The 26,497-nt window shown below is 66.2% G+C and carries 19 protein-coding genes and 1 pseudogene; 7 read left to right on the forward strand and 13 right to left on the reverse strand.

Annotation, left to right across the window (positions count from 1 at the left end; genetic code table 11):
* Positions 1 to 176: 176 nt before the first annotated feature.
* On the reverse strand, positions 177 to 413 hold the full coding sequence (locus QJT82_RS16345; RefSeq protein WP_035631854.1) for a DUF1127 domain-containing protein: 237 nt from the start codon (positions 411 to 413) through the stop codon (positions 177 to 179).
* 180 nt (positions 414 to 593) lie between these two features.
* On the opposite strand from QJT82_RS16345, the gene QJT82_RS16350 reads away from it, so the two are divergent.
* Positions 594 to 1,937 (forward strand): PLP-dependent aminotransferase family protein, encoded by a 1,344-nt coding sequence (locus tag QJT82_RS16350; protein ID WP_028341649.1) that lies wholly within the window; start codon positions 594 to 596, stop codon positions 1,935 to 1,937.
* 50 nt (positions 1,938 to 1,987) lie between these two features.
* On the opposite strand, the gene QJT82_RS16355 is transcribed toward QJT82_RS16350, so the two are convergent.
* Complete coding sequence (locus QJT82_RS16355) at positions 1,988 to 2,344, reverse strand: hypothetical protein (RefSeq protein WP_155258567.1); 357 nt, start codon at positions 2,342 to 2,344, stop codon at positions 1,988 to 1,990.
* 89 nt (positions 2,345 to 2,433) lie between these two features.
* Complete coding sequence (locus QJT82_RS16360; RefSeq protein ID WP_245288762.1) at positions 2,434 to 3,054, reverse strand: hypothetical protein; 621 nt, start codon at positions 3,052 to 3,054, stop codon at positions 2,434 to 2,436.
* A 71-nt stretch (positions 3,055 to 3,125) separates the two neighbouring features.
* Here QJT82_RS16360 and QJT82_RS16365 point away from each other — a divergent pair, with 71 nt between their 5' ends.
* A complete protein-coding gene (locus QJT82_RS16365; RefSeq protein WP_028341646.1) occupies positions 3,126 to 3,560 on the forward strand; it encodes a hypothetical protein in 435 nt (144 codons plus the stop codon).
* Between the two features lie 21 nt (positions 3,561 to 3,581).
* Here the strand turns inward: QJT82_RS16365 and QJT82_RS16370 are convergent, their stop codons facing one another.
* Positions 3,582 to 5,984 carry an EAL domain-containing protein gene (locus QJT82_RS16370; protein ID WP_028341645.1) on the reverse strand — a complete coding sequence of 801 codons (2,403 nt, stop codon included), beginning with the start codon at positions 5,982 to 5,984 and terminating at the stop codon, positions 3,582 to 3,584.
* Positions 5,985 to 6,131: 147 nt separating this feature from the next.
* Complete coding sequence (locus QJT82_RS16375) at positions 6,132 to 7,523, reverse strand: MFS transporter (protein WP_051447939.1); 1,392 nt, start codon at positions 7,521 to 7,523, stop codon at positions 6,132 to 6,134.
* 618 nt (positions 7,524 to 8,141) lie between these two features.
* Between QJT82_RS16375 and QJT82_RS16380 the strand changes: the two genes are divergently transcribed.
* A complete protein-coding gene (locus QJT82_RS16380; RefSeq protein ID WP_028337716.1) occupies positions 8,142 to 9,218 on the forward strand; it encodes a YbhN family protein in 1,077 nt (358 codons plus the stop codon).
* A gap of 155 nt (positions 9,219 to 9,373) precedes the next feature.
* Complete coding sequence (locus tag QJT82_RS16385) at positions 9,374 to 11,290, forward strand: hypothetical protein (RefSeq protein ID WP_245288764.1); 1,917 nt, start codon at positions 9,374 to 9,376, stop codon at positions 11,288 to 11,290.
* Positions 11,291 to 11,359: 69 nt separating this feature from the next.
* Here QJT82_RS16385 and QJT82_RS16390 read toward each other — a convergent pair whose 3' ends face one another.
* Both QJT82_RS16390 and QJT82_RS16395 read right to left on the reverse strand, forming a co-directional pair.
* Positions 11,360 to 11,926, reverse strand: coding sequence for a DUF2147 domain-containing protein (locus QJT82_RS16390; RefSeq protein ID WP_026193022.1), 567 nt, complete (start codon positions 11,924 to 11,926; stop codon positions 11,360 to 11,362).
* Positions 11,927 to 12,053: 127 nt separating this feature from the next.
* The gene (locus QJT82_RS16395; protein ID WP_028341642.1) at positions 12,054 to 13,082 is read right to left on the reverse strand and encodes an NAD(P)/FAD-dependent oxidoreductase; all 1,029 of its coding nucleotides are present in this window, start codon (positions 13,080 to 13,082) and stop codon (positions 12,054 to 12,056) included.
* Between the two features lie 164 nt (positions 13,083 to 13,246).
* Here QJT82_RS16395 and QJT82_RS16400 point away from each other — a divergent pair, with 164 nt between their 5' ends.
* Positions 13,247 to 13,708 carry an acyl-CoA thioesterase gene (locus QJT82_RS16400; protein WP_028341641.1) on the forward strand — a complete coding sequence of 154 codons (462 nt, stop codon included), beginning with the start codon at positions 13,247 to 13,249 and terminating at the stop codon, positions 13,706 to 13,708.
* Between the two features lie 7 nt (positions 13,709 to 13,715).
* Here the strand turns inward: QJT82_RS16400 and QJT82_RS16405 are convergent, their stop codons facing one another.
* Together QJT82_RS16405 and QJT82_RS16410 are read right to left on the reverse strand one after the other, a co-directional pair.
* On the reverse strand, positions 13,716 to 14,036 hold the full coding sequence (locus QJT82_RS16405) for a 2Fe-2S iron-sulfur cluster-binding protein (RefSeq protein ID WP_018272592.1): 321 nt from the start codon (positions 14,034 to 14,036) through the stop codon (positions 13,716 to 13,718).
* A 161-nt stretch (positions 14,037 to 14,197) separates the two neighbouring features.
* Positions 14,198 to 14,575: an Hpt domain-containing protein gene (locus QJT82_RS16410; protein ID WP_028341640.1), complete on the reverse strand. Its 378-nt coding sequence runs from the start codon at positions 14,573 to 14,575 to the stop codon at positions 14,198 to 14,200.
* A 382-nt stretch (positions 14,576 to 14,957) separates the two neighbouring features.
* Here QJT82_RS16410 and QJT82_RS16415 point away from each other — a divergent pair.
* Positions 14,958 to 20,967 (forward strand): annotated as a pseudogene (locus QJT82_RS16415) (negative regulator of septation ring formation).
* 261 nt (positions 20,968 to 21,228) lie between these two features.
* Here the strand turns inward: QJT82_RS16415 and QJT82_RS16420 are convergent.
* The 3 genes from QJT82_RS16420 to QJT82_RS16430 all read right to left on the reverse strand — a co-directional run bounded on the left by QJT82_RS16420 (position 21,229) and on the right by QJT82_RS16430 (position 24,124).
* The gene (locus QJT82_RS16420; protein WP_028341638.1) at positions 21,229 to 22,098 is read right to left on the reverse strand and encodes an MlaD family protein; all 870 of its coding nucleotides are present in this window, start codon (positions 22,096 to 22,098) and stop codon (positions 21,229 to 21,231) included.
* Positions 22,099 to 22,217: 119 nt separating this feature from the next.
* A complete protein-coding gene (locus QJT82_RS16425; RefSeq protein ID WP_028338275.1) occupies positions 22,218 to 22,988 on the reverse strand; it encodes an ABC transporter ATP-binding protein in 771 nt (256 codons plus the stop codon).
* A 2-nt stretch (positions 22,989 to 22,990) separates the two neighbouring features.
* Entirely contained in the window at positions 22,991 to 24,124 is a 1,134-nt protein-coding gene (locus QJT82_RS16430) for an ABC transporter permease (protein ID WP_028341637.1), read from the reverse strand.
* 141 nt (positions 24,125 to 24,265) lie between these two features.
* Between QJT82_RS16430 and dgcA the strand changes: the two genes are divergently transcribed.
* On the forward strand, positions 24,266 to 25,267 hold the full coding sequence (dgcA, locus tag QJT82_RS16435; protein ID WP_028341636.1) for an N-acetyl-D-Glu racemase DgcA: 1,002 nt from the start codon (positions 24,266 to 24,268) through the stop codon (positions 25,265 to 25,267).
* 25 nt (positions 25,268 to 25,292) lie between these two features.
* Here the strand turns inward: dgcA and QJT82_RS16440 are convergent, their stop codons facing one another.
* The gene (locus tag QJT82_RS16440; RefSeq protein ID WP_028341635.1) at positions 25,293 to 26,495 is read right to left on the reverse strand and encodes an MFS transporter; all 1,203 of its coding nucleotides are present in this window, start codon (positions 26,493 to 26,495) and stop codon (positions 25,293 to 25,295) included.
* Positions 26,496 to 26,497: the final 2 nt, after the last annotated feature.

Here is a 26,497-nt window from a genome sequence, read left to right on the forward strand (position 1 = left end):
ATTCTGCAACCGGCAGTCGGCGCCCGGCCCTAAAGCGCGACGTGATTGGGTTGAATCGTCATCGCGCTTTAGCTCTTTGTCTGAGCATGATCTCCGCGCAAACGCGTCCCGCGTTTGTCGCGAGGGAAAACCGCCCCGCACTTTTCCGGATCATGCTTTAGCGCAGCACCGGCATCTTAACGGATCCGCACCAGCTCGAGGTCGAAGTCGCCGGTGACGGCGGTCTCGATCTGGCAGCGCGAAAGTCCGATATCGCGCAGCGCCCGGTCATCGAGCTGGCGCAGCGTCTTGATCGCCTCGCGGCGCACCCAATGGGTCGCGAGTGCATCACCCCACACTCGGAGCAATCGGAGCAATCCGCCCAACATGCTGGACCGCGCGGGCGCTGCGGCGGCTGAGGATATCGCTGACATTGTCATCTCCTTCGCTGCCCATCGACAAAGCTACGCCGTTGACACAAATGCTGTTTCAGCGCCTGTGCCGTCGGGACCTCGGATTGCTTGCGCGCTCCTCGGTGCAATCATGGGCTTGTTCCCTCTTAAATGATCCGGTACATTGCTCGGAGCAAGTAAAACATTGCTCTCGGTGCAATAATGTCGAGGTTCGAATATCTGAAGCTGGCGGATGCGGTGGCCGCCGAGATCGCCAGCGGCGCGCTGAAGGCGGGCGACCGGCTGCCGCCGCAGCGTCATTTCGCCTATGACCGCAACATCGCGGTCTCGACGGCGAGCCGGGTCTACACCGAGCTGTTGCGGCGCGGGCTGGTGGTCGGCGAAGTCGGCCGCGGCACCTTCGTCTCCGGCGAGGCGCGCCGCGGCATCGCGGCGCCGACCGAACCGCGCGGCGCCCGCATCGACCTCGAGTTCAACTATCCGCTGCTGCCGCACCAGGCGACGATGATCGCCAAGAGCCTCGAAGGGCTGGAGCGGCCCGAGGTGCTCGAGGGCGCGCTGCGGCCGGCAACCAGTTTTGGCACGCGGGCGGCACGAACCATCTCCTCGGAATTTCTGGCGCGCAAGAACTGGACGCCAAATCCCGACCAGATCGTGTTCACCGCCAATGGCCGGCAATGCATTGCCGCCGCGCTCGCCGCCGTCGTGCCGCCCGGCGGACGCTGCGGCGTCGAGGCGCTGACCTACCCGTTCGTCAAGGGCATCGCCGCGCGGCTCGGCATCTCGCTGGTGCCGCTCGCGATGGACGAACACGGCGTGCGACCGGATGCGGTGCAAAAAGCGCATCGCGAGGCGCATCTGTCCGCGATCTACGTCCAGCCCACGATCCAGAACCCGCTCAGCATCACCATGCCGCCCGAGCGCCGCGCCGAGCTGCTGCGCGTGGTGGAGAAGCTCGGCCTCGTCGTCATCGAGGACGGCGTCTACGGATTCCTCGACGATGAGGCGCCGCTCGCCGCACTGGCGCCCGACAGCTGCATCATGCTCGACAGCCTGTCGAAGAAGGTCGCGCCGGGCCTCGCGCTCGGCTTCATCGTGTCGCCGCCGCGGTTGCGCGAGAGTATCATGGCCGCGGTGCGCTCGGGCGGCTGGACCGCGTCGGGCTACGCCTTCGCCGCGGGGCAGCGGCTGATGGCCGACGGCACCGCCGCCGAACTGTCACGCCTGAAGCGGATCGATGCCGGCCGCCGCCAGCTTCTGGCGGCGAAGCATCTGGCCGATTTCGAAATCCAGACCAACCCGAAGTCGTATCATCTCTGGCTGACCTTGCCGCCGCACTGGCGCTCGCAGACCCTGGTCGCGGCCGCGGCGCGCCGCGACATCGCGCTGACGCCGTCGACGACCTTTGCCGCCACGCCGGGGCACGCGCCCAATGCGGTGCGGCTCGCGCTGGCCGCACCGCCGATGGAGCAACTCGACCTCGGCCTGCGGACTCTCGCAGGCATGCTGAGCGCGACCGAGGAGGATTTTGACTCGACGGAGTGACGCACGTTCACTCGCAGCGGCCTATTTACAGTGATCCTGGCGCCAGGGCATCAAAAGCCACAGGCTGCATACGTCTTTCTCACGAGACGGAAATGCGCGCCCTCGGCTACGAAGTCCACATCCATGCACTGGTTGCCTCTGCGATATTCCCCGATCACGCCGCACTGCAAATATTCGAGGTTTATCCGCCAGCGCTTTTCTTGCGGCGAGTAGGTCGCAAAGTCGTGCTGCGCGACCGGCGTGCCCTTGCAGATTCCGGCAACGTATTGCCGCACGTCGGGCGGCAGGTTGTCTATGTGATTGTGATCAAGCGGATCATGTTTGTTGCCCACGCTGCCCTTGGAAAGCGCCGGCGGGATGCTCAGGAGCACGAGGCATAGAGCCATAAATGGGGTCCGGATTGTCATCTGACGCTCCAGCGGGAAGCAAATCAGGCACAAAGCTTACAGCGCGTTGCTTACAACCCGCTTACAGTCCGGTCGCGAGAGCGGCCAACTCACTGATTGCGAACCGCCTTCGGCAGCAGCGCATCGGGCAATTGATCGAAGCTGTAGCGCCGCGGCCGGTTGCGCGTGACGAAGCCGCCGACTTGCCAGGTGAACAGCGCGGCAAAGCCGACCAGGAACAGCGCGCCCATCCAGTTCGACGTCAGCAGCGCCATCAGCAGCAATCCGATCATTGCAACCGCAAGGCAGGCCAGCAGCACCAGCGCGGCGGTGTATGTCTTCGGCCCGAGGCCTCCGACCAGCCTCGCCGTGCTGCCGGCCGCCTTCATACGGCAATGCAGCTCGACGATGAAGTCGCGGTAGAGGTGTCCTTGCGGCGCGACCAGCGTCGCGGTCTGCCAGGTGGTCGAGAGGATCGCGATCCGGCCGCCCTTGGCGTTGTCGATGTCGGCGCGAAACCGCTGCTGCTGCATCGAGACCGGCCGATAGGACAGTTTCACCGCGGAGATGTCGGCATAGTCCCACACGCCAGACCGGCCGGCGATCCGCCACGCCAGCCCGTCCCCGGTCAGCTCGAACTGGTGCGCCGAGCCGATCAAGGAGGCCTTGTAGGCATAGCGCACCGCCGTGCCCTCGCCTACCTCCGACCGGTCCTGCAACGTTGTTGGCAATTCGCCGTTCCACCTGTTCAAACCTACGCGCAAGCTTGCGCAGCCTGTCGCGCCTATCCTACAAGCGAGCCATGCCCGAGACGACCTATTTTCCGCGTTACCTCATCCTCGGCGGCGCGATGATATCCGGCGTGCTGCTGGCGCTTGCCGTGCACATGCTCGGCGCGCGCTACGGGCTCGATCTCGGCGGCCTGTGGCGCTCCGACAGCCACGAGTTCATGCCGGCGGGCGCGGCGATCGCGTGGTGGCTGATCGCGACCGTCGGATTTTCGGGCGGCTACTTCACCGCCAATCTGATGCACAGCGCGGTGGCCGGCCAGATCCCGCAACGGATGCGCAACTTCCTGATTGTCGTCGGCGTGCTGATGCTGGCCGGCGCCGGCCAGGCCGCGTCGGCGCCGAGCACGGTCTCGACCATTTCCGCCGTGCTCGCCGGTCTCGCCGCGCTATGCCTCGGCGCCGCAATGGCGTTTTGCGGCGCCTATTTTGCGCTGCGCAAGAGCTAGAGCCCCCGACCTTCTTCCAGATCAGGCGACCGATCGTTCCGGCGTCCGGCGCAACATCCTGGCAACGTCAGCCGCCGGCCGCGGCGGGCTGAACAGATAGCCCTGCGCCTGCGTGCAGCCCTCCTGACGCAGCAGGTCGAACTGGGTGTCGGTCTCGACCCCTTCGGCTGTCGTGACGATGCCGAGGCTCTTGCCGAGACCGGTGACGGCGCGCACGATCGCCATCGAATCCTCGCGCGTCGCAAGGTCTGTCACGAAGGAACGGTCGATCTTGATCTTGTCGAACGGGAAGCTGCGCAGATAGCTCAGCGAGGAATAGCCGGTGCCGAAATCGTCCAGCGAGATCCGGACGCCGAAACCGCGCAGCTCATGCAGCACCGCGAGCGTCGCCTCGCTGTTCTGCAGCAGCACCGATTCGGTGATCTCGAGCTCGAGCCGGTCCGCCGACAGGCCCGACGCCTCCAGCGCCGCCTTCACCGACGACACCAGGTTCGGATTCTTGAACTGCACCGGAGACAGGTTGACGGCGACCGCGATGTCGGCAGGCCATCTCACGGCCTCCGCGCAGGCCTTGCGCAACACGATCTCGCCCAGCGGAACGATCAGTCCGGTTTCCTCGGCGACAGGAATGAAATTGTTCGGCGCGATCAGGCCACGCAACGAATGGTTCCAGCGCGCCAGCGCCTCGAAGGCGACGATCTGATCGCCCGCGAGATCACGGATCGGCTGATAGTAGACCTCGAACTCGTCATGCTCGAGCGCGAGTCGCAGGTCGCGCTCCAGCAGGCGGCGCGCCTGCGCACGCGCATCCATCCCGGTCTCGAAGAACCGATAGGTGCCGCGGCCGTCGGCCTTGGCGCGGTACAGCGCAAGATCGGCCTTTTGCAGCAGCTCGTCGGGATCCTTGCCGTCCTCGGGTGCGAGCGAGATGCCGATGCTGACGCCGATCACGAGCTGGTGGCCCTCGATCTCGTAGGGTGCTGCGATCCGCTCGACCACGAGACTTGCCAGCGTCGACACGACGGACGGCTCGCAATTGCTGCAGAACTGCACGATGGCGAATTCGTCGCCGCCAAGCCGCGCCACGGTGTCGTGCTCGGTCACGCATTCGCCCAGCCGGCGCGCGACTTCGCGCAGCAGCGCATCGCCGATCGGATGCCCGAGCGTGTCGTTGATTTCCTTGAAATGATCGAGATCGAGACAGAGCACTGCCAGCTGGTCGGAGCGCTTGGCCAGTCTCGAGGCCTTCTCGAGCTGCTCGCGGAACAGCGTCCGGTTCGGCAAATTGGTCAGCGCGTCATGCCGCGCCATGTGCGAAATCTGTTCCTGGGCCTGCTGCCATTCGGTGATGTCTTCGAAGGTCGCGACCCAGCCGCCGCCCTTCATCGGCTGGTCGACGACACGGATCGCGCGCTCGTTGCGGCTGACGATCCGCGTCGCGCTGTGGCCGGCCTTTGCCTCGGCGACGAGAGCATTGCAGAACTCCTCGGGATCGCCGTCCCACTCGCCGATGGAATGCAGATCCTGCAGGACGTCGATCAGCAGGCGTCCCTGCAGCGGCACGCGACTGCGCCCCATCATCTCGCTGTAGCGCTCGTTGAACAGCATGATGCGGCCGTCGGCATCGAACATGCACAGCCCCTGCGACATGTTCTCGAGCGCGGTATCGAGCACCACCTTCTGCTTGTGAAGCTCGGTCTTGGCGCGACGGTCGAGGATCGAGGCGATCAGCGAGAGGCCGAGGATCGCGAAGGCCGCAACGGCGGTCATGAACGAGAGCACGCGCGGCGAGACCGTAAGCCCGCCGGAAACGATCGTCGGATCCGGGACGAGCGTCACCGCGCCCATCGCGGTGAAATGATGCGAGACGATCGCGACGGTCAGAAGACCGGTCGCGGCGGCGGTGGTGCCGAAACGTTCGCCACGCGTGGCAACGACCAGCGCGAGCGCGCCAAACAGGCTTCCGAACGCGATCGACGCGGCTACGATGCCGGGCGACCAGACGATGCGCGCGGGCAGCTCCAGCCCGAGCATGCCGGTGTAATGCATCGCCGCGACACCGGCGCCGACGATCGCGCCGCCGGCCGCAACCGTCCGCCAGCGTTCGTCGAGCGTGGCGACGGCCAATCCGACGGCCAGGATCGCAACCGCGAGCACCAGCGACAGCAGCGTGATGGGAATGTTGTACCCGGCGTCGATGCCGGGATCGTACGCCAGCATGGCGACGAAATGGGTGGCCCAGATACCGCAACCGCCGACCGCCGCGTCGAGGCCGATCCAGATCTCGCGGGCACGACCCTGTGCAGCGCGAGCACGGTGAAACAGGCTGATCGCGACGGCGCTGGCGAGCAGGCAGATCACCCCGCCAAGGACGACCAGCCGCCAGTCATGTTCCAAAGTGAGACAGGTCAGAACGCGATACATATAGGCCCCCTTTATGGACCTATAAGAACAGACGCATTCGTGTACGAACGGTAACCGCACTGCAGCAGGGTTCCACGCATGGTGAAGAAGCCTTGAATGCAGGCGATCGAGCCAGCGCAAGGCGGAGATGCCTCGCTGCGGTTCGTCTCAACGCCGAGTCTGTGACCATGCGCCGATCCAGATCAGCGCAGCGGCCGCCAGCAACACGCCGGCGGAGATGACGAGCGCCGCATGCAGGCCGGCGATGAAGGCCGCGGACCGGCTGACCATCGAGCCGAACAGCGCGACACCGAGCACGCTGCCGGTCTGCCGGGTCGCGTTAAGCACCCCTGCCGCGATGCCGGCATGCTGCGGCTCGGCACTGCCGAGCAGCGCCGATGTCAGGGGCGGCACCAGCAGGCCGAGGCCGCCGCTCATGGCCAGCAATTGCAGGCAGATCGCGAGATAGCTCGTGCCGGGGCCGATGAACAGCAGCGCCAGACATCCGGCGGCGGAGTGCGTTGCACCGAGCGCGATTGTCGCCGGCGCGCCGATCCGCTCCGCGACATGCGGCGCGATCAGGTTGGCGGGCAGCACGGCGCCGAGCATCGGCACAAACGCGAGGCCGGTGGCGAACGCCGACAGGCCGTTGACCTGCTGGAAGTAGAGGCTGAGCACGAAGATCAGGCCGTAGAACGCGACATTGACCAGGAGTCCGACCAGCGAGGTCAGGGCAAACATCCGTTGGCGGAACAGCGAGAGCGGCAGCATCGGCTGCGGCGCGCGCGCCTCACGCCAGACGAACAGCACGGAGAAGACGGCGGCGAGAACGAAGCCCGCGATCACGAACGGGTTGCCCCAGCCGAGCGCGCCGCCTTCGATCAGCGCGCCGGCCAGCGTGCCGAGCGCGGCGATCGCCGCGACTTGACCCGGCAGATCGAGCCGGTGTTGCTGATGACGCGTGGTTTCGTTGGCGAAGCGCCAGGCGAGCCACAAGCCGGCGAGGCCGATCGGCAGGTTGACCAGAAAGATCGCGCGCCAGCCGACCAGCGCGATCAGTCCGCCGCCGACGAACGGGCCGGCGGTCAGCGCAAGGCTCGCGCCCGCGGCCCAGACCCCGACCGCGCGTCCCCGCGCCTTCTCGTCTTCATAGGCATGGCGGAGCAGCGCCAGCGAGTTCGGCACCAGGATGGCCGCGGCCAGCCCCTGCACGCAGCGGGCGGCGATCAGCGTCGCCGCATCAGGCGCGACCGCGCAGGCAACCGATGCCGCGGTGAAGATCGCAAACCCGGCCATGAAGATGCGCTTGGCGCCGATCCGGTCGCCGAGCGCGCCCGCAGTCAGGATGAAGGCCGCAAAGGCAATCGTGTAGGCGCTGACCACCCATTGCAGTTCGGCAACGCCGCCGCCGAGCGAAGAGCCGATCGCATTGAGCGCCGTGTTGACGATGGTGACGTCGAGCTGCACGACGCCATAGCCGAGACTCATCGCGGCGAGCGTCAACGTCGCCGCAAGCCCGCTCGTTTGCTGATGCGACGCTGCGCGCCGGTCCGGCGGCATGTGCCGGACGTTCAGGGATGTCTGTTGCATGGTCTTGTCCTTGCTCTCGGCAACCAATGCGAGACATAGGCCTTCGTTTCGCCGCAACACTTCGCCACCGATCGAAGTGTGAAATCGCATGCCTGGCCGGCCTGCCCGACGGCGGCCCGCTTGCGCGGCGTTTTGCCTCAATAGACCTACGGACCGCCCTCGCGCGCCTCACTTGGCCCCGAGCGCAGGGCGGATCATGCGCAAGCGCGCGTCGACTTCACACTTTGGTAAACGCCACAGCCGGCTCAGGCGTCCCCGTGCTGATGCATATCGTCTATTCGCCTCGCGCCAACTGACCCGCATCGACGCCGGAACGGCGGCAAAATCGGCGAAAAAGCCGACGAAATCGCTTGGAACGGCGGAACATGCAGTGGCCCCGTCGCCGTCCTGCGACTCACATTCCGCAGAGCGAGAACATATGTAGCCAATATGACAATGACGCTGGACGAGGGCCGAAGCTTGGCTTGTCAAGGGCTGCACAACGCATCGGTTTTGCCTTATGGGTCATCGCGTACGGTGCGTTTGCCCGTCACCCGTCGCCGTCCGTGACCGGGTCCCACTGAAATTGCCGCCCCGCCGGGAGGATGAATGCTTCGGCTGCTGACCACGCTTGGGCGTGGTTTCAAGGAAAAGATCGGCTGGAAACGGCTCGGGATCGCCGCGAGTGTGTTGATCATCGCGTTCGCGATCACGTCGCTTGTTCACACCCTGAAGGGCGTCGATACCGGCATCATTCTCACCGCGCTCACCAACATCGCGCCGCATCGGATCGCGCTGGCGGCTCTCTGCGTGGTCGGGGCGTTCTGCACGCTGACCTTCTACGACTTCTTCGCGCTGCGCACGATCGGCAAGATCCATGTCCCCTACCGCATCGCAGCGCTGTCGAGCTTCACGAGCTACACGATCGGCCACAATATCGGCGCCACGGTCTTCACCGGCGGCGCGATCCGCTTCCGGATCTATTCCGATTACGGCCTCTCCGCGATCGACGTCGCCAAGATCTGCTTTCTGTCGGGCCTGACCTTCTGGCTCGGCAATTTGTTCGTGCTCGGCTTCGGCATGGCCTGGCACCCGGCGGCGGCGTCGGCGATGGACCTGCTGCCGCCGGCGATGAACCGGCTGATCGCGCTCGGCTGCCTTGCCGGCATCGGCGCCTATTTCGTCTGGCTCCTGACCGGCGAGAAGCGCCGCGAGCTCGGCCAGAACGGCTGGAAGGTGGTGCTGCCCTCGGCCAAGCTGACGCTGTTGCAGATCCTGATCGGCGTGGTCGATCTCGGCTTCTGCGCGCTTGCAATGTACCTGCTGATGCCGACCGAGCCGCATATCGACTTCGTCTCGCTGGCGGTCGTGTTCATCCTGGCGACGCTGCTCGGCTTCGCCAGCCACGCCCCCGGCTCGATCGGCGTGTTCGACGCCGCGATGCTGGTGGCGCTGCCGGAGTTCAGCAAGGAACAATTGCTGGCGACGCTGGTCGTGTTCCGCATCCTCTACTTCCTGATCCCGTTCGGGATTTCGATCTCGATCATGGGCATGCGCGAGCTCTGGCTCAACGTGGTGCAGCCCTGGCAAGAGCGGAAACGACTAAGCCAAGCCTGCACGGCTTCGGCGACCGTGCGGCAACCGATCGAAAGCCGGCAGCAGCGGGTCAGGCAGCTGAAACGGTAACAGACAACGTTATCGGCCCTCGTGCGGGGCCCCTCGACCCCGGATTTTTGATCCTCGCAGCCGCTTCTCTTATTTTCGCCGTACCGCTCGCGTCAAACCGCGCCATGATTGGCTTTTTGGTTCGATTTTCGTTTCGGGTGACGGTCTGCAGCGTGCTGCTCGGCAGCGCGCTGGCAGCGGTATTCGCATCAGCGGCGGACGCGCAGGATAATCAGCTGCAGATCTCCTGGGAGGTCCGCAACCGCTTCCGCCTGTTCCGCGAGGAACGCGACTTCCGCCTGCATGTCGAAAGCGGGCTTGGCCGCAGCGTGCTGGCCTCGGAACAGGCGCTGGAACTGCAAAGCGACGGCCGCGGCTGGGCGCGCAACACCGTGAACCGGCTCTGCATCGACCTGCAGGGCCGCGTCAGCGAGCCCTGCATGCGCGACAACGTCAAGGAAAGCTATCTGACGCCGATCGATCATCCGATCGTCGTGCGGCTCACCGGACCGGTTCCGGTCGGCGCGACCTGCGCCTGGTCGTTCGACGACGGCGACGGGCCGCAATCCTCGACATTCGATTGCGCCGAGCCGGTCAATCTTCGCGTCCGCTACGGCCGCACCACGGTCGCGACCGTCGACGTCGCGAGCGGCTCGGACGCCAACCAGCGCGTGACGACGCCGATCGAGGTACGCGACTTGCTGATCGCGGGCCTCGGCGACAGCATCGCATCCGGCGAGGGCAATCCCGACCGCGCGATTGCGCTCTCCGACGAGGGGTTCTGCTTCCGCTCCTATCTCGGCGGGGCGCAATATTACCGGCCGAGCCGCGCGGGCTACAAAGGCGGCCGCGCCTGCGAAGCACCGGACACCCTGACCAACTGGCAGCGCCAGAGCGCGCTGTGGCTCAACTCGGCCTGTCACCGGTCGCTGTACAGCTACCAGACCCGCACGGCGCTCGCGCTCGCCGTGCAATATCCGCACATCGCGGTGACCTATCTGCCGCTGGCCTGCACCGGCGCCACCATCTCCGACGGCCTGCTCGGCTCGCAGCAGGCGCGGGAATGCCTGCCGACGAAGACAGCCAACACCTGCTCGGGCACCGTCAACGGCCAGATCGCGGAGCTGCGCACGGCACTCGCCGCCGCCAAGCGCCGTCAGCCCGACCGCACCCTCGACCTCGTGCTGCTGTCGATCGGCGCCAACGACATCTACTTCTCCGGCCTCGTCGCCAACGTGATCGTCGACACGCCGACCGAGCGCACGCTGTTCAGCCGCGGCGGCTCGATGGCCAGCGTCGACGATGCCCGTTCGGCACTGGCGCGCGACCTGCCGGCCGATTTTGCCAAGCTGCGCGATGCACTGAAGCCGCTGGTCGGCGGCGATCTCTCGCACGTGATCTACACGGCCTATGCCAATCCGGCGCTCGCCAACGGCGGCGCACCCTGCCCCGGCGGCCGCGCCGGCTTCGAGATCCATCCCTCTTTCAACGCCGATCCCAAACGCCTCGCGTCGGTCTCGAGCTTCGTGCAGAACGAGTTCCTGCCGCAGCTCAAGGCGATCGCGCAGTGCCAGTCCGGCATCATCTGCCGCAATCCGCAGGCCGACCGCATGACCTTCGTCGATGCGCATCAGGACGCGTTTGCGAGCCATGGCTTCTGCGCACGCGCGTCGACCGATCCGGAATTCGACCGCGACTGCTTCGCCGCCAATGGCGACAGCTTCGTGTCGGACATCGTCGCCGCGGCCAACCAGCCGCTCAAATGCGGCCGCAGCGCCGGCGAATACCGCGCCTATCTGCCGCGCGCGCGCTGGATCCGCGACGCCAATGACAGCTACTTCACGGCGATGACCTACCCGCAGGGCCTGCCGTCCTCGATGCAGCCAAGCGACATCCACGACGCGACATGGGGCATCCTGTCGGCGGTGTATGGCGGCGCGGTGCATCCGAGCGCCGAAGGCCATGCGGCGATGGCCGATGCCGCGGTCCCCGCGGCCGCCACCGTGCTGCAATTGAACACCGCCGTGCCTGAAGTGATTTCCGAGCCGGTCGCGCCACTGCCGATGCCGATTGCACCGACGGGACAGCGCTGAACGCTCACGCTGCCACGCAAGAGCGGAGCGTGAGCGCGCGCAGATCGGAGCGTTAGCCAGAGAGAAGTGTTAGTGCCGCTTCGTCGCGGGCACCGGCGCCGCCGGCTTCGCCACCGCGGCTTGCGCCGGCAGATATTTGGCGACGATCGCGGGATCGAGCTGGGCCACCGCGGTGTCAGGCAGCCGGGTCCAGACCTCATCCTTGCCGAACAGCGAGATGCCGAGAAAGCCGCGCATCGTCAGCGTCTGACCATCGGCGCTCAACGTCATCTTGGCCTTGTAGACCTTGCCGTTGCGCGGATCGAGCACGTTGCCGCCTTCATAGGCGAGCCCGTTGCGCTTCATGTCGCGGATGAGGGGAATGCCGAGCCACGGCATGTCCTTGCGATCGTCGGTGCATTTCGAGCAGACCGGATTGGGCGGATCGCCGGGCGATGAAAACATCTTTGCGATCATGCCTTCGAACAGACCATTGCGCTCGATCACCAGGAACCAGCCCTCGGGCTTGCCGTCTTCGACCTTTTGCCACAGGCCGGCCGCCGACGGGTCGGCCGCCGAGGCCGCAAGCGGAGCAGCTAGCGCAAAGGCCGTGGCGATCGCGAGGATCAGCCGAAGTCTGGATAGCGTGTTCCGCATCATCATCACCTGATCGATCGACCAACTCGGGTACAAGCAGACTACGGCCATTTCACGGAGGGTTCCAGTACCCGCGCCGCGCAGCAAATGGCCCATGCCTCTGGCATTGGTCTCTGCTCGAGTGGAATCAGTGCACCCCAAGCTTCTTCTGCAGACTCGATGACGAGGTTGTGTACTGGAACACCAGCCGCTTGTCCGGATACACGTAGCGGTGCGCCTTCTGCGCCATCAACGCACCCTCGTGGAAGCCGGAGAGAATGAGCTTGAGCTTGCCCGGATAGGTGTTGATGTCGCCGATCGCGAAGATGCCGGACACGTTGGTCTCGAACGCCGCGGTGTCGACCGGCACCAGATTGTTCTCCAGCGCAACGCCCCAGTTCGCGACCGGACCGAGCTTCATGGTGAGCCCGAAGAACGGCAGCATCGTATCGCAGGCGATCGTCGAGACCGCATTGTCGTTACTCTTGAGCGCGGCGCCCGAGAGCTGGCCATTGGCGCCTTCGAGCCCCGTGACCTGGCCGATCTTCAGATCCATCTTGCCGTCGGCAACCAGCGCACGCATCTGCTCGACGCTGTGCGGCGCTGCGCGGAAATCGTCACGCCGGTGCAGCAGCGTGATGCGCTGGGCGATCGGATGCAGGTTGAGCGTCCAGTCGAGCGCGGAGTCGCCGCCGCCGACGATCAGGATGTTCTTGTCGCGGAACTGCTCCATCTTGCGCACGGCATAAAACACCGACGTGCCTTCATAGGCCTCGATGCCCGGCACCGGCGGACGCTTCGGCTGGAACGAACCGCCACCGGCCGAGATCACGACGACCTTGCACTCGAACTCCTTGCCGGCATCGGTCTTCACGCGGAACAGGGGATCGCCGATCTTTTCGATGCTCTCCACCATCTCGTTGAGATGGAAGGTCGGATTGAACGGCTTGATCTGCTCCATCAACTGCTCGGTGAGGCCCTGGCCGGTGACGAAGGGAATTCCGGGAATGTCGTAGATCGGTTTCTCGGGATAGAGCTCGGCACACTGCCCGCCGATCTTGTCGAGGATGTCGACCAGATGCACCTTCATGTCGAGCAGGCCCAGTTCGAACACGGCGAACAGTCCGCAGGGGCCCGCGCCAATAATCAGCACATCGGTCTTGATCGCTTCGCTCATGTCCGCTTCTTTACAGTTGAGGTCGACTGGACGGCTTTTTCGCCTGTCCAGCCAAGTGGGCCGGATCGCGACATGCATAATAGGGGCAGCGGCTGGCGCGGCAACCCCTTGCCGAGCCTGCGCAACTCGGCTGTATGGGCGGGAAACCGACGGAGATCCCCCTCGTGAACGCCCCTGTCCGCGCCGACGATGCACCGCGCCTGGAAGACTTTCCCTATCGCCTGTCCGACAATGTGCGCTTTGCCGATCTCGACCCCAACGGGCACGTCAACAACGCCGTCTATGCGAGCTATTTTGAAACCGGCCGCGTCACGCTGGTGAAGGACCGCAGCATGGGGCTGATGCCGGCGGGGCTCGGCTGGATCATGGTGCGCCTCGACATCCATTTCCGCGCCGAGCTGCACTGGCCGGGTCAGATCGAGCTCGGGCTCGGTCTCGTCAAGTTTGGACGCACATCGACCACCTTCGACCAGGTGGTGTTTTCGGAAGGCAGATGCGTGGCGTCGGCGAAGGCGGTCACGGTGATGATCGATGAGGCCGCGCGCAGGCCGACGCCGCTGCCGGCGGAGGTCAAGCAGAACTTCCGCCGCTGGATCCGTCGCGGTGTGAATCCGGACGGCGAATGAAAGAATCTTAGGCCTGCCGCTCCGGCGTCGACACGACCAGTCCGTCGAGATCGTCGGTTACCTTGATCTGGCAGGACAGCCGCGAATTCGGACGCACGTCGAAGCCGAAATCCAGCATGTCCTCTTCCATCGGCGACGGCGCGCCGACCTTCTCGCGCCAGGCTTCATCGACATAGACATGGCAGGTCGCACAGGCGCAGGCGCCGCCGCATTCGGCTTCAATGCCGGGAATGGCGTTGCGGATCGCACCTTCCATCACCGTCGCGCCGTTCTCGATCTCAACTGTGCGTTTCTCGCCGGAATGGTCGATAAAGTGGATTTTGGCCATGATTGCTCGTGCTGCCGGAATGCGCCGGACGATGGATGGAAAGGTCCCGGGCAGTCGTATAACGGGTCGATCCGCACAGCGCTAGCGCGGAGACCGAAAACCTGCCCGCTGGTTGGGAAGCCGCCCAAGCTGCCGCGGCGCGCTGCCGAGACGCCGGACGCCTAGGAGCGGCCCAGGATCAGCTCGATCGCCGTGCGCGCCTCGGCAATCGCGGCACCGAGCGCGGCAAGCGGCTGGGCCGCATCGGAACCGCCGGTCAGCGCGGTCTCCAGCTGGGCCGCAGCCTCGGCGACGCCGAAGGCACCGATCGCCCGCGCCGATCCTTTCAGGGTGTGGGCGTGGGTCGCCGCCTCGGGCGGCAAGGCGGCCAGTTCACCGAGGATCCGGGCCGACTGGGCCGCGAACATGGCCAGCACTTCCCGCTCGAGGCCCGGATCGCCCAGCGTCATGCGCTGAAGATGATCGACGTCGATCGGCCCGGCGCCGGGCGCCAGCGGCGGCGATTGCGTCCATTCGATCCGTTCGAGATGAAGCGGCATGGCCTGTCCCTGTCGTCTCCGCCGGGCCCTCGCCGGCGGGATCGTTGGCCCAGCCAATCACGAAACTGGTTAACGGATTGTTGTCGGGATGATCGGCAAAACCGCCCGATTCTGGACAATTTCTGGACACAATCGACGCGCTACGGCCGGAATTTCGAGTACCCATAAGGCCTTATGGCGCAAAGCTGTTAACGATGATTAAGAAAGTATTAATCGCAAGCATTTCATTCGCATCGCTCTCCCAATAGGATGTTTGCGGATGTAGCGGACAAGCCGCCCAGGGGGCCGCTTGCGCTCCGCTTGTGGGCACCGGCTTCGAGCTTGCGTGGGGACGATCGCAGGCTCGCCGACGCGTAAAATAGTGAGAGGGCTCAGACTGAACATGGCGAACACTCCCAAGAAGGTCAAAGATCCCACCGAAGTCGCGCTTTCTGCCATCCAGGAAGCCCTCAACATCAGCGAACAGGGCGCGGAGAATCGCAGCCCCCTCAACGAGGGCGCCGCGCCGCCGAACCTGCCGCCCGCTGCCGATTTTTCAGCCGCATCGTTCGAGTCCCGTCCGAGTAATACCGATCGTTCGGCGTTCGAGCCGATCGAAGAACCGCGCGCGCCGCGCCGCGCCGCCAACGACGATCGCGAAACCATCGGCCAGATGCTGCAGACGCTGCAGGGAGGACGCGCGCGCAACGCCTTCACGCTGTTCTTTGTCTGCTCCGGCGCCTGGCTGCTGGGCGGCGTGATTCTCACCATCGCGTTCTGGCCGGCCCTGCAGGCCTCGATGGCCCAGGGCACCGGCGTCCTGGTGCTCGCCGGCCTTGCCGCGCTGTTCGCCGTGCCGATCCTGCTGTTCTACTATCTCGCCAGCCTCGCCTCGCACGGTCAGCGCATGCAGATGATCGCGCAATCGATGGCGCAGGTCGCGATGCGATTCTCCGAGCCGGAAAACGCCGCCGCCGATTCCATGGTGACGGTCGGCCAGGCGATCCGCCGCGAGGTCGCGGCGATGGGCGACGGCGTCGAGCGCGCGATCGCGCGCGCCGGCGAACTCGAGACCCTCGTTGCCAACGAGGTCGCGGCGCTGGAACGCGCCTATTCCGACAACGAGGTGCGCATCCGCGCGCTGCTGCAGGACATCGCCCACCAGCGCGACAACCTGGTCGGCCAGGCCGAGCAGGTGCGCAGCGCGATCTCCGGCGTGCAGATCGACCTGCGCCACGACATCGCGCTGATCTCGGACGCGATCGCCTCGCGCGTCGACGAAGTCGCCAAGAGCATCACCGGCGCGCTGGAAGAGCGCGGCCAGCACATCACGACCGCGCTGAGCCATGCCGGCGACAACATGATCCTCGCGCTCGGCGAGCGCGGCGGCGACCTGCTCGACCGCCTCGAGGAAGCCAGCGCCGAGACCACGCGCGCGGTGATGGATGCCTCCGAGCGGCTGACCACCAGCCTCAACTTCAAGACCGGCCATGTCCATGACGAGTTCGTCGATCTGGCCGATCGCGTCCACGAGCTGCTGAACGAGCGCATCGACCGCATCACCGGCGAGTTCGAGCAGCGTTCGTCCGTCATCGTCGACGGCATCTCCGACCGCACCGAAGAGGTCCACGACTCCCTGAAGAACTCCGCGGACTCGCTGCTGCTCGAGCTCGAGCTGCGCAGCAACGACCTCGTCAGCAAGATCGACGACGCCGGCAACCGCCTCGCCGGCCAGATCCTGACGTCCGGCGACAAGGCGAGCGAAGCGCTCGACGTCACCGTCAACTCGCTGGTCGCCAAGGTGGTGGGCCAGACCGAGACCGCGCACGACTCGCTGTCGCTGCAGATGAGCGCGTTCGACGACCTGGTGAAAAACCATGGCAGCGAGCTCGCCGAGAAATTCGCCCGCGACTCCGGCACGCTCGGCGCGCTGATCACCCGCCACATCTCTGAATTCGACCGCACGGTGAAGACCTTCGGCGGCGACATCGTCGAGCGCATGGGCCAACGGACCCAGGACATCGCCGACAGCCTGAAGACCTATGTCGACACCTTCGACCATCGCGTGACCACGAACAGCGGCGAGATCACCGCCTCGCTCGACCAGCGCCTGCTGCAGTTCGAGACCACGCTCGGCAGCCGCGTCACCAATCTCGACGCCTCGCTGACCGACAAGCTGTCGTCGTTCGATAGTTCGCTCGCCGGCAAGATCGGCTCGTTCGACGGCCGCCTGCAGTCGCTGGATGACGCGATCGACGGTCGCATGAAGTCCCTCGAGGTCACCTTCGAGAGCCGCGCCAAGTCGGTCACCGACACCATCGACGGCCATCTCGGCACGCTCGCGACCCAGCTGACCGATGGCGCCTCCCAGGCGATCCAGTCGATCGACTCGCGGCTTGGCCTGCTCACCACCACCCTGACCGAAGGCACCGTGCAGGCGATCGCCGCGGTCGACCATCGCATCAACGGCGTCACCGAGACCATCGACGGCCACAGCATCCGCCTGGTCGACACCCTCAACGGCCACAGCACCCGCCTCGCCGACACCATCAACGGTCACAGCTCGAACCTGACCGACACCATCTCGGCGCGCTTCGCCGACATCCAGCAGGGCATCGAGAGCCGCGTCGGCGTCATCGCCGGCGACATCGACACCCGCGTCGCGCAGTTCGAGGACCTGCTGGGTTCGCGCGTCGAGGCCGTCGCCGGCCGCATCGAGAGCAGCGGCCGCCAGGCGAGCGAGGACCTGATGTCCCGCGCCGAGCTGCTGTCGTCGAGCATCAAGTCCCATGTCGAGGACGCCGAGCGTTCGCTGACCAACCTCGTGGTCAACACCAGCGAAACCATCCAGACCGGCGCGCGCACCGCGCAGCAGGCGCTGCTCACCGTGTCCGCTGATGTCGGCAACCAGCTCAAGCTGAGCTCGGCCGAGGTCGAGAGCGTGCTGACCGCCGTCGGCACCAGCGCCGCCAACTCGATCCTCACCAGTGCCCGCGACGCCCAAGTGTCGCTGGTCTCGGCCTCCGGCGACGTCGCCTCGCAGATCAAGTCGCTGTCCGAGGATGTCGAACGCACGCTGCAGGCGGCCGGCAGCGCCACCGCAGCCTCCGTGCTGTCCGGCGCCCGCGACGCGCAGACCACGCTGGTCAGCGCCTCTGTCGAAGCCGCAAGCCAGGTCAAGTCGCTCGCCGCCGATGTCGAGCAGTCGCTGTCGATGTCCGGCTCCGCCGCTGCCGAAGCGATCATGACCGGTGCCCGCGAGGCCCAGACCACGCTGATCGCGACCTCGACCGACGTCACCGGCCAGGTCAAGTCGCTCGCCAGCGACGTCGAGCGTTCGCTCTCGATGGCCGGCACCGCGACCGCCGAAGCCGTCGTCGCCTCCGCTCGCGAGGCCCAGAGCACGCTCGCCGGTGCATCCACCGAAGCCGCCAACCTGGTCCGCACGCTCGCGGCCGACGTTCAGCACTCGCTCTCGACCGCCGGCACCGCCACCGCGGAATCCATCGTCGCTTCCGCCCGCGAGGCCCAGAGCACGCTCGCCGGCGCGTCGACCGACGCCACCAATCTGGTCCGGACACTGTCGGCCGACATCGAACGCTCGCTGTCGATGGCAGGCTCCGCCACCGCGGAAGCCGTCGTCGCCTCCGCCCGCGAGGCCCAGAGCACGCTCGCCGGCGCATCCACCGACGCCACCAACCTGGTCCGGACACTGTCAGCCGACATCGAGCGCTCGCTGTCGATGGCAGGCTCCGCCACCGCGGAAGCCGTCGTCGCCTCCGCCCGCGAGGCCCAGAGCACGCTGGCCGGCGCATCCACCGAGGCCACCGATCTGGTCCGCTCGCTGGCGGCCGACATGGAGCGTTCGCTGTCGATGGCAGGCTCCGCCACCGCGGAATCGATCACATCAGGTGCGCGTGAGGCCCAGAGCACGCTGGTCAACGCGTCGACCGACGCTGCGACCAAGGTGTCTGCGCTTGCCGCCGACATCCAGCGTGCGCTGTCGATGGCCGGCTCCGGCACCGTCGAGATGCTGACGGCCGGCGCCCGCGAGGCGCAGAACACCCTCGTCACCGCGTCGACGGAGGCAGCCAACCACGTCAAGTCGCTGGCCGTCGATGTTGAGCGCACCCTGACCTCGGTCGGCACCAACACCGCGCAGGCGATCCTCGGCAGCGCTCGCGATGCCCAAAGCTCGTTCGTGGCAACCTCCAGCGAGGCCGCAAGCCAGATCCGCGAGATCTCCGCCGAGATCGAGCGCTCGCTGACCACAGCCAGCGCGGAGACCGCGCAGACCATCCTGGGCAGCGCCCGCGAGGCCCAGGGCTCGTTTGCGGCGACCTCCGCCGATGCCGCCGCCCAGATCCGCACGCTCTCGACCGATATCGAGCGGGCGCTGGGTGCGGTCACGGCCAAGACCACCGACAACATCCAGACCTCGGCGCAGAACGCGCAGGCCGCGCTGATCACCATGTCCAACGAGGTCTCGACCAAGGTCAAGACGACCTCCGCCGACATCGAACGTTCGGTGCTGTCGGCCTCCAGCGCCTTCGGCTCGGCGATGACCGGCAAGACCGACGAGATCGTCACCTATGTGCAGCAGCAGACCGAGCGTCTGTCGCAGATGGTCGACGGCCGCCGCGGCTCGCTTGTCGAGGCGCTGACCGCCAAGACCACGCAGCTGTCGAGCGACATGGATCGCGCCACCGCGGACGCGCTGAAGGCGATCGAAACCCGCGGCCTCGCCTTCTCGCAGACGATGTCGGCCCACGGCAGCGATGTCGCGCGCAACATCACCTCGGCCGGCGATCAGGCGACCGGCGCGGTGGCGAAGTCGCTCAAGGAGCTCGAGCACGCCTCGCGCGCGGCGATCGACCAGTCGCGCCAGGTCTCGATCTCGGCCGTCACGGAGATGCAGGAGACCAGCAAGATCCTGCGCACCGATACGGTCGCGCTGTTCGAGCGGCTGCGCGAAGGCAACATCCTCTTGCAGGAAGTGTTGACCGGCGCCCACGACAACCTCAACTCGCTGGAGCGCGCGCTGGTGACCCGCGTGGCCGACTTCGTGTCCGCCATGAACGACGTCACCTCGCGCAACGGCGTGGCAACCCAGACGCTGGAAGACCAGCTCACGGTGTTCAACAGCAAGACCGGCAAGGCGCTGGAAGATCTCGGCGCGCTGTCGAGCCAGTTCGAGACCCATGGCAAGGCGCTGATCGATGCGGCTGCCGTGGTCGAGCAGGCCAACCGCTCGACGACGGCCTCCGTCAGCGAGCGCAAGTCGGCGCTGGAAGCGCTGGTCACGACCATCGACCTGCGCACCACCGATCTCGACCAGCGGCTATCGCGCTTCACCGGGCTGCTCGATGAATCGCTCGGAGCGGCGGAGGAACGCGCCCGCGACATCGCCCGCGTGGTGGCGGAGACCGCAGGCGCCGGTTCGGCTGCGATCAGCAGGCAGTTCGAGGCGGTGCGCCAGGCAGCCGAGAACGAGCGTCAGCAGACCGTCGACGCCATGAACGACCTCTACCAGCAGAGCAATGCCGAGACCGATGCGATGTTCAAGGAATCGACGGAGAAGTTCTCCGCGATGGTCACGGCGATGAAGCAGATGGCGAGCGAGATGCACAACGAGCTCGAGTCCACCCGCAACGAGCTGCGCCGCGGCGTGCTCGAGATGCCGCAGGAGGCCGCCGAGAACACCGCGCAGATGCGTAAGGTGATCGTCGACCAGATCGAGGCGCTTGCCGAGTTGAACCGCATCGTCGCTCATCACGGCCGCGGGCTCGACGTGGTCAGCACCAACCGCGCCAGCATTCGCCAGGAGGAGCCGGTGATGGCTGCCGCCGGCGGCCGCGGCGATGTGCGCATGCGGGACAACGGCAACAGCGCCTCGACGCTGCCGCCGCCGGATCTCGGCATGGCGAGCTCGCGCCGCACCGAGGCCCCGCCGGTCAGTCCGGCAGGCCCCAACAACAACAATGGCGATGGCTGGCTGTCCGACCTGCTCAACCGGAGCGACGCGCCGCCGCCCGCCCCGCAGAGCCGCGACGCCCAGCAGCAAGTCGGATCGTAGCCATGTCGTTCTGTGAGCCAAGGAGTTGCCAGACATATTTGTCTTCCTAAGACCGCTTGGCCTCCGACTTGATCGCTACCAGCGCGGCGAGAACAAGGCGTTCTCCAAGCGCCTCTACACGCCAGCCGGCCAGAAGGCCTTCGATGAGGTGGCCCGCAAGTACCGCTCCGACCGCGGCTTCAAGCAGACGGTCGACCGCTACATCGCGGAGTTCGAGCGCCTGCTCGACGAAGTCGCCCGCGACGGCCGCGGCCAGCAGGAGCTGAGCAGCCACCTCACCTCGGAGACCGGGCTGGTCTACACCCTGCTCGCGCACGCCGCGGGACGGCTGGGATAAGCTGGCGAATAGCGAGTAACGAATAGCGAATGGAAAACGGAGACCGAAAGTCTCCGTTTTTGTTTTGGGCTCGAGATTGGACTCGCAAACGACGTATCGAAAGCAGCGCGCCAGCATCAGCCGCCGTCATTGCGAGGAGCGTAAGCGACGAAGCAATCCATACTGTCGAACATGCGGGGCGATGGATTGCTTCGCTTCGCTCGCAATGACGGGATGCGGCCGATAGCGAGCCCTATCCGCCACGCACTATTCGCCGCCACGTCACTGCCGCCGCCGCGGCCCGGGCGCGGTGGCAGGTGCCGGCGCGGGTTCGGGTGCGGCGTTGTTGCTGCCGCCGAAGATCACCCGGCTCGGATTGCGGTCGAAATTATTCACCGCGCGGCTGATGTCGGACAGCGTCCTGCGGCCGTCGTTGATCAGGAGATTGGAGCGCTTGTCGAGATCCTCGGCGAGCTCGCGGATCGACTTCACCATCAGGTTCAGCTCGCTGCCATTGTTGCCGCCCGCGATCGCATTGAGGCCCAGCATCAGGCTGTCGGCCTTGCCCATCACGCCGTCGACCTTGAGCATGACGTTGTCGATCTTCTCGGAATTGCGCGCCAGCGCCTGGGTGAAGACCTCGAGATTCTTCAGCGAATTCTTCACCGACTGCTGATTGTCGGCGACGATGCGGTTGACGTTTTGCAGCGTGGCGCGGATCGCCTCGGTGACGTCCTGCAGCGCATTCGGGTCGGCGGTCAGCACCGGGATGCCGTCCTCGTCCAGCGGCACCGGCGGCGCGGCCTCCTCGCCGCCCTTGAGCGAAATCGCGGCGACGCCGGTGAGACCCTGGAACTCGAGACCGACCAGGGTGTCCTTGCGGAGCGGTGCGTTGTTCTCGATCATCGCCAGCGCGACCACGCGGCGCGGGTTGTCGAGCTTCACCGAGACCACTTCCCCTATCCGAATACCGTTAAAATTGACATTGCCGCCATTGCGCAGGCCTGACGCCGGCCCTTCGAAGATCACCCGCAAGGGGCTGCGCTGCTTGGTGGTGTGGAGGCTCTGGAACCACAGCACGAAGCCGAACGCGGCGGCGATCACCGCCAGCGTGAAAGCCCCGATCAAGACGTAGTTCGCCCGCGTTTCCATCAACTGCTCGCGTTAATTACTCTGGGCTCTCGCGCAGTCAGCCTGCGTTCGAGCCCGTCGAATTCCCTGTTGGCGCATGATTTCGTCCGAAAATCGGCTCCAGGTTTCGGGATCATGGGCTAGGCCACAACGGCACGGGCGCGCTTGCCGTTGAAATATTGCTGCAGCCATGGATGCTGCGATGCCTTCATGTCGGCGATCGATCCTGCAGCAATGATCTTACCGTTCCCTAAAACGGCGATACGGTCGCACGCGGTGTAAAGACTGTCGAGATCGTGCGTTACCATGAAAACGGTCAGCCCCAAAGTGCGCTGCAGGGTGCGCACCAGCTCGTCAAACTCGCCGGCGCCGATCGGATCGAGACCCGAGGTCGGCTCGTCGAGAAACACGAGCTCGGGATCGAGCGCGAGTGCGCGCGCCAGCGCGACGCGCTTGATCATGCCGCCCGACAATTCCGACGGATAACGATCGGCGACTTCCGGCTTCAGCCCGACCATCACGAGTTTCGCCACCATGATCTCGTCGAGCAGCCGCTGCGAGACGCGCAGATACTCGCGCGCCGGAAACTGGATGTTCTGGCGCACCGTGAGCGAGGAGAACAGCGCGCCCTGCTGGAACAGGATGCCCCAGCGGCGCTCGACGGCGCGGCGCTGCGAGGTGCTCGCGGCGTCGAGATCGACGCCGAACACCTCGATGCGGCCGGCGACCTTCGGCACGAGCCCGATGATGGTGCGCGTCAGCACCGACTTGCCGGCGCCCGAGGGCCCGACGAAGCCGAGGATCTCGCCGCGCCTGACGTCGAGGTTGAGGCCGTCGAGCACGCGCGTGTTGCCGAATTGAACGGTAATGTCGCGGACCCGGATGATGGCGTCGTTGTCCTCTTCCGCCATGATCACATCCCGATCGAGGCGAAGAAGATCGCGAACACGCCGTCCATCACGATCACGAAGAAGATCCCTTTCACCACCGATGCGGTGGTGTGCTGTCCGAGCGACTCCGCCGAACCCTGTACCGCAAGGCCTTCGACGCAGGCAACGATACCGATCACCGCCGCCATGACAGGCGCCTTGACCATGCCGACGATGAAATGGTCGATCGATATGGCATCACGAAGGCGGAGCAGGAAGGCCTCCGGATCGACGCCGCCATAGAGCCAAGCCACCAGGCCGCCGCCATAGAGCGCGGCCATCGCGCCGAGAAAGGCCAGGATCGGCAGCGCCAGCACCAGCGCCAGCATGCGCGGCAGGATCAGGACCTCGATCGGATCGAAGCCCATAGTGCGCAGCGCGTCGATCTCCTCGCGCATCTTCATCGAGCCGAGCTCGGCGGTGTAGGCCGAGCCGGAACGGCCCGCGACCATGATCGCGACCAGCAGCACGCCGATCTCGCGCAGCACCAGGACGCCCAGCATGTCGACGACGAAGATGTCGGCGCCGAACCTGCGGAAATGGAAGATGCCCTGCTGCGAGATGATGCAGCCGATCAGGAAGGTGATCAGCACCACGATCGGCACCGCGCGCCAGCACACCTGTTCGAGGTGATGCACCGTCGAGGTCAGGCGGAAGCTGCGCGGATGGATCAGCACCTTGCCCGCGGCCACCAGCACCGCGCCGAGCATGTCGACGAGGCCGATGATCGTGCCGCCGATCCCGGCCACGGTGCGCCCGATCTGCTCGAGCATGCCTGATATCGACAGCCGGTCACTGACGACCCTCGGCGCAGGGCCAACGCGGCGGACCTCGTCGACCAGGCTGGAATAATTGGCCGACAGGCCCGCGATCTCGGCTTCCGCGCTGGCGTCGCTGAGGCTGCGGCGCAGCCGCTCGATCAGCCAGGCGCCGAAGGTGTCGAGGCTCGCGACCTGCGACACGTCGATGAAGATGTGCGGGCGGCTGCCGCGCAGCTTCTCCGCGTCGGAGACGATCCGCTCGAGCGCAGGGGCAAAGCGGGCGGTCCAGTTGCCCGCCGCACACAACGCCAGTCCTTCGCCTTGGGCTATCCGCTCCAGTGTCGGGTCGCCGCTCACCTTTTGCCTACCCCTCAAGCCGGCTGGCTGCCGCTAACGCTGATCTCCGGCGCTGCCGGATCGGCTTGTCGAATCTGCCGCTAAACAGCCATAGTTGGCTGCACGTCGCAAGCTACGGTTCAGGAAATAGTAGACTTTAAAATGACTTCCACCCCATCCGGAGCGATTTCCCTGACCGGTCGGATCGAGCGCTGGCCGATCGCGGGGACCTTCACGATCAGCCGCGGCGCCAAGACCGAGGCCATCGTCGTGGTCGCCGAGCTAAGCCAGGGCGGCCTCATTGGCCGCGGCGAATGCGTACCCTACCCGCGCTATGGCGAAACGCCCGAGGCGACGCTGCAGGCGATCCAGGCGATGCAGGCGCCACTCGCCGGCGGCATGGACCGCATCGCCTTGCAGGCCCGGATGCCCGCCGGCGCCGCCCGCAATGCGCTGGATTGCGCGCTGGCGGACCTTGAGGCCAAACGCGCCGGCAAACGGATCTGGAACCTGCTCGGCCGGCCCGCGCCGGGGCCGCGCACCACCGCCTATACGATCTCGCTCGGGACGCCCGAGGCGATGGCGGAGGCCACCGCGAAGGCTGCGCATCGCGCGCTGCTCAAGATCAAGCTCGGCGGCGATGGCGACGGCGCACGGATCGCCGCCGTGCGCAAAGCGGCGCCTCGATCCGAATTGATCGTTGACGCCAACGAAGCCTGGACCGAGGACAACCTCGCCGCCAATCTCGCGGCCTGCGCCGATGCCGGCGTCACCCTGATCGAGCAGCCGCTGCCGGCGGGCAAGGACGAGGCGCTGGCGCGGATCCGGCGCCCGGTTGCGGTCTGCGCCGACGAGAGCGTGCGCGACCGTGGCTCGCTTGCCGGCCTGCGCGGCCGCTATGACGCCGTCAACATCAAGCTCGACAAGACCGGCGGCCTGACCGAAGCGCTGGCGATGGCGGATGCCGCCCGTGCGCTCGGCTTCGAGATCATGATCGGCTGCATGGTCGCGACCTCGCTTGCGATGGCGCCGGCGATGCTGATCGCGCAGCAGGCACGCTTCGTCGACCTCGACGGCGCGCTGCTGCTGGCGAAGGACCGCGACCACGGCCTGCGCTACGAGGGCAGCCTGGTCTATCCGCCCGACGCCGCGCTCTGGGGCTAATCGGCTCTCTTGTTGACGCGTTTTCCTAGCGCGAACCGGTCCCCACTTCGCTTGAAAACGCTATGAAGCGCTTACGCGCCAGCCACATCACGAGCCCGCCCGTGGCCGCCATTGCGGCCATCATGTCGTAGACGCCGAGCCCGAAGCGCGCATAGACCATGCCGCTGACGATCGCCGTGGTGCTCGCGACAATGCCGCCGCAGGCGGTGAGATAGCCTTGCGCGCGCGCCATCACGTGAACCGGCACGTGATGCACCATCAGGCCCATGATGCCGACCTGCGTCAGGCCGAAGCTCAGCCCGTGTCCGAGCTGCACAACTGCAAGCACCGCAAGCGGCGGGTCCTGCGCGGTGATCGCCCAGCGCGCCGCGGCACTGGACGCCGCGATCATCACCAGCACAGCCGACGGCAGCGTGAAGCGCGGCGAGGCCGCAAACAGCACGATCTCGGCGATCACGCCGAGCACCCAGAGACAAGCGATCGTCAGGCCGCTGAAGCCGGCCTGCTGCCAGGCGATCGATGCGAAGATGTAATAGGCGCCGTGGCTGCCCTGGATCAGCGCCGAGGACACGATGATGGCGAGGAAGGTGGGATTGCGCAGCAGTTTTGGCGCGCCGGCCGCAGGTGTGACGGCAGCCACTGGGCGGCCCAGCGGCCGCAGCGTCAGCCCGACCAGCGCGCCGAGCATCGTCACGGCCGTGATGATCCAGATCAGGTCGACCTCCGCGACATAGCGGAGCAGGAAGCCGCTCACCAGCGCGCAGACCGCGAAGGCGGCCGAGCCCCAGAGCCGCAGCGGTCCGTAGCTGAGGCCGAATTGCCTGACGCCGCGCAGCGCATAGGCGTCGGTGAGCGGCACCATCGGGGTCCAGACGCAGCAGGTCAGCGCGTAGATCGCCAGCAGCACGAACGGCTGGTGCTGGGTGCCGATCACGGCAAAGCCGAACGCCGTGGCGAATCCGGTGGCGATGATCGCGCCGCGCAGCATCTGGCGCCGTTCCGCCGCCGCGGTGACCAGCGGCAGCACGGTGAAGCGCGTCACCGGCGGCACCGCGGTGATGATGCCGATCCAGGTGGCGTCGATGCCGATCGCCTTCAGCCACACCGTGAAAAACGGCAGATGAACCCCGGTCATGCCGAACAGCGTGGCGTAGAATGCCGCGAGTCGGTTCGCGAATCGCCGCGATGCAACCTTTGCTGCGATGGGGATTTGTGATTCGGAAGACATCA

It is taken from the genome of Bradyrhizobium sp. Mp19 (assembly GCF_029952935.1).
In the GTDB taxonomy this organism is placed as follows: domain Bacteria; phylum Pseudomonadota; class Alphaproteobacteria; order Rhizobiales; family Xanthobacteraceae; genus Bradyrhizobium; species Bradyrhizobium elkanii.

Excerpts from the sequence above, each read along its gene's own strand:
- QJT82_RS16345 (WP_035631854.1), bottom strand. The coding sequence starts at position 413 with ATGTCAGCGATATCCTCAGCCGCCGCAGCGCCCGCGCGGTCCAGCATG.
- QJT82_RS16350 (WP_028341649.1), top strand. The coding sequence starts at position 594 with ATGTCGAGGTTCGAATATCTGAAGCTGGCGGATGCGGTGGCCGCCGAG.
- QJT82_RS16355 (WP_155258567.1), bottom strand. The coding sequence starts at position 2,344 with ATGACAATCCGGACCCCATTTATGGCTCTATGCCTCGTGCTCCTGAGC.
- QJT82_RS16365 (WP_028341646.1), top strand. The coding sequence starts at position 3,126 with ATGCCCGAGACGACCTATTTTCCGCGTTACCTCATCCTCGGCGGCGCG.
- QJT82_RS16370 (WP_028341645.1), bottom strand. The coding sequence starts at position 5,984 with ATGTATCGCGTTCTGACCTGTCTCACTTTGGAACATGACTGGCGGCTG.
- QJT82_RS16375 (WP_051447939.1), bottom strand. The coding sequence starts at position 7,523 with ATGCCGCCGGACCGGCGCGCAGCGTCGCATCAGCAAACGAGCGGGCTT.
- QJT82_RS16380 (WP_028337716.1), top strand. The coding sequence starts at position 8,142 with ATGCTTCGGCTGCTGACCACGCTTGGGCGTGGTTTCAAGGAAAAGATC.
- QJT82_RS16390 (WP_026193022.1), bottom strand. The coding sequence starts at position 11,926 with ATGCGGAACACGCTATCCAGACTTCGGCTGATCCTCGCGATCGCCACG.
- QJT82_RS16395 (WP_028341642.1), bottom strand. The coding sequence starts at position 13,082 with ATGAGCGAAGCGATCAAGACCGATGTGCTGATTATTGGCGCGGGCCCC.
- QJT82_RS16405 (WP_018272592.1), bottom strand. The coding sequence starts at position 14,036 with ATGGCCAAAATCCACTTTATCGACCATTCCGGCGAGAAACGCACAGTT.
- QJT82_RS16410 (WP_028341640.1), bottom strand. The coding sequence starts at position 14,575 with ATGCCGCTTCATCTCGAACGGATCGAATGGACGCAATCGCCGCCGCTG.
- QJT82_RS16420 (WP_028341638.1), bottom strand. The coding sequence starts at position 22,098 with ATGGAAACGCGGGCGAACTACGTCTTGATCGGGGCTTTCACGCTGGCG.
- QJT82_RS16425 (WP_028338275.1), bottom strand. The coding sequence starts at position 22,988 with ATGGCGGAAGAGGACAACGACGCCATCATCCGGGTCCGCGACATTACC.
- dgcA (WP_028341636.1), top strand. The coding sequence starts at position 24,266 with ATGACTTCCACCCCATCCGGAGCGATTTCCCTGACCGGTCGGATCGAG.
- QJT82_RS16440 (WP_028341635.1), bottom strand. The coding sequence starts at position 26,495 with ATGTCTTCCGAATCACAAATCCCCATCGCAGCAAAGGTTGCATCGCGG.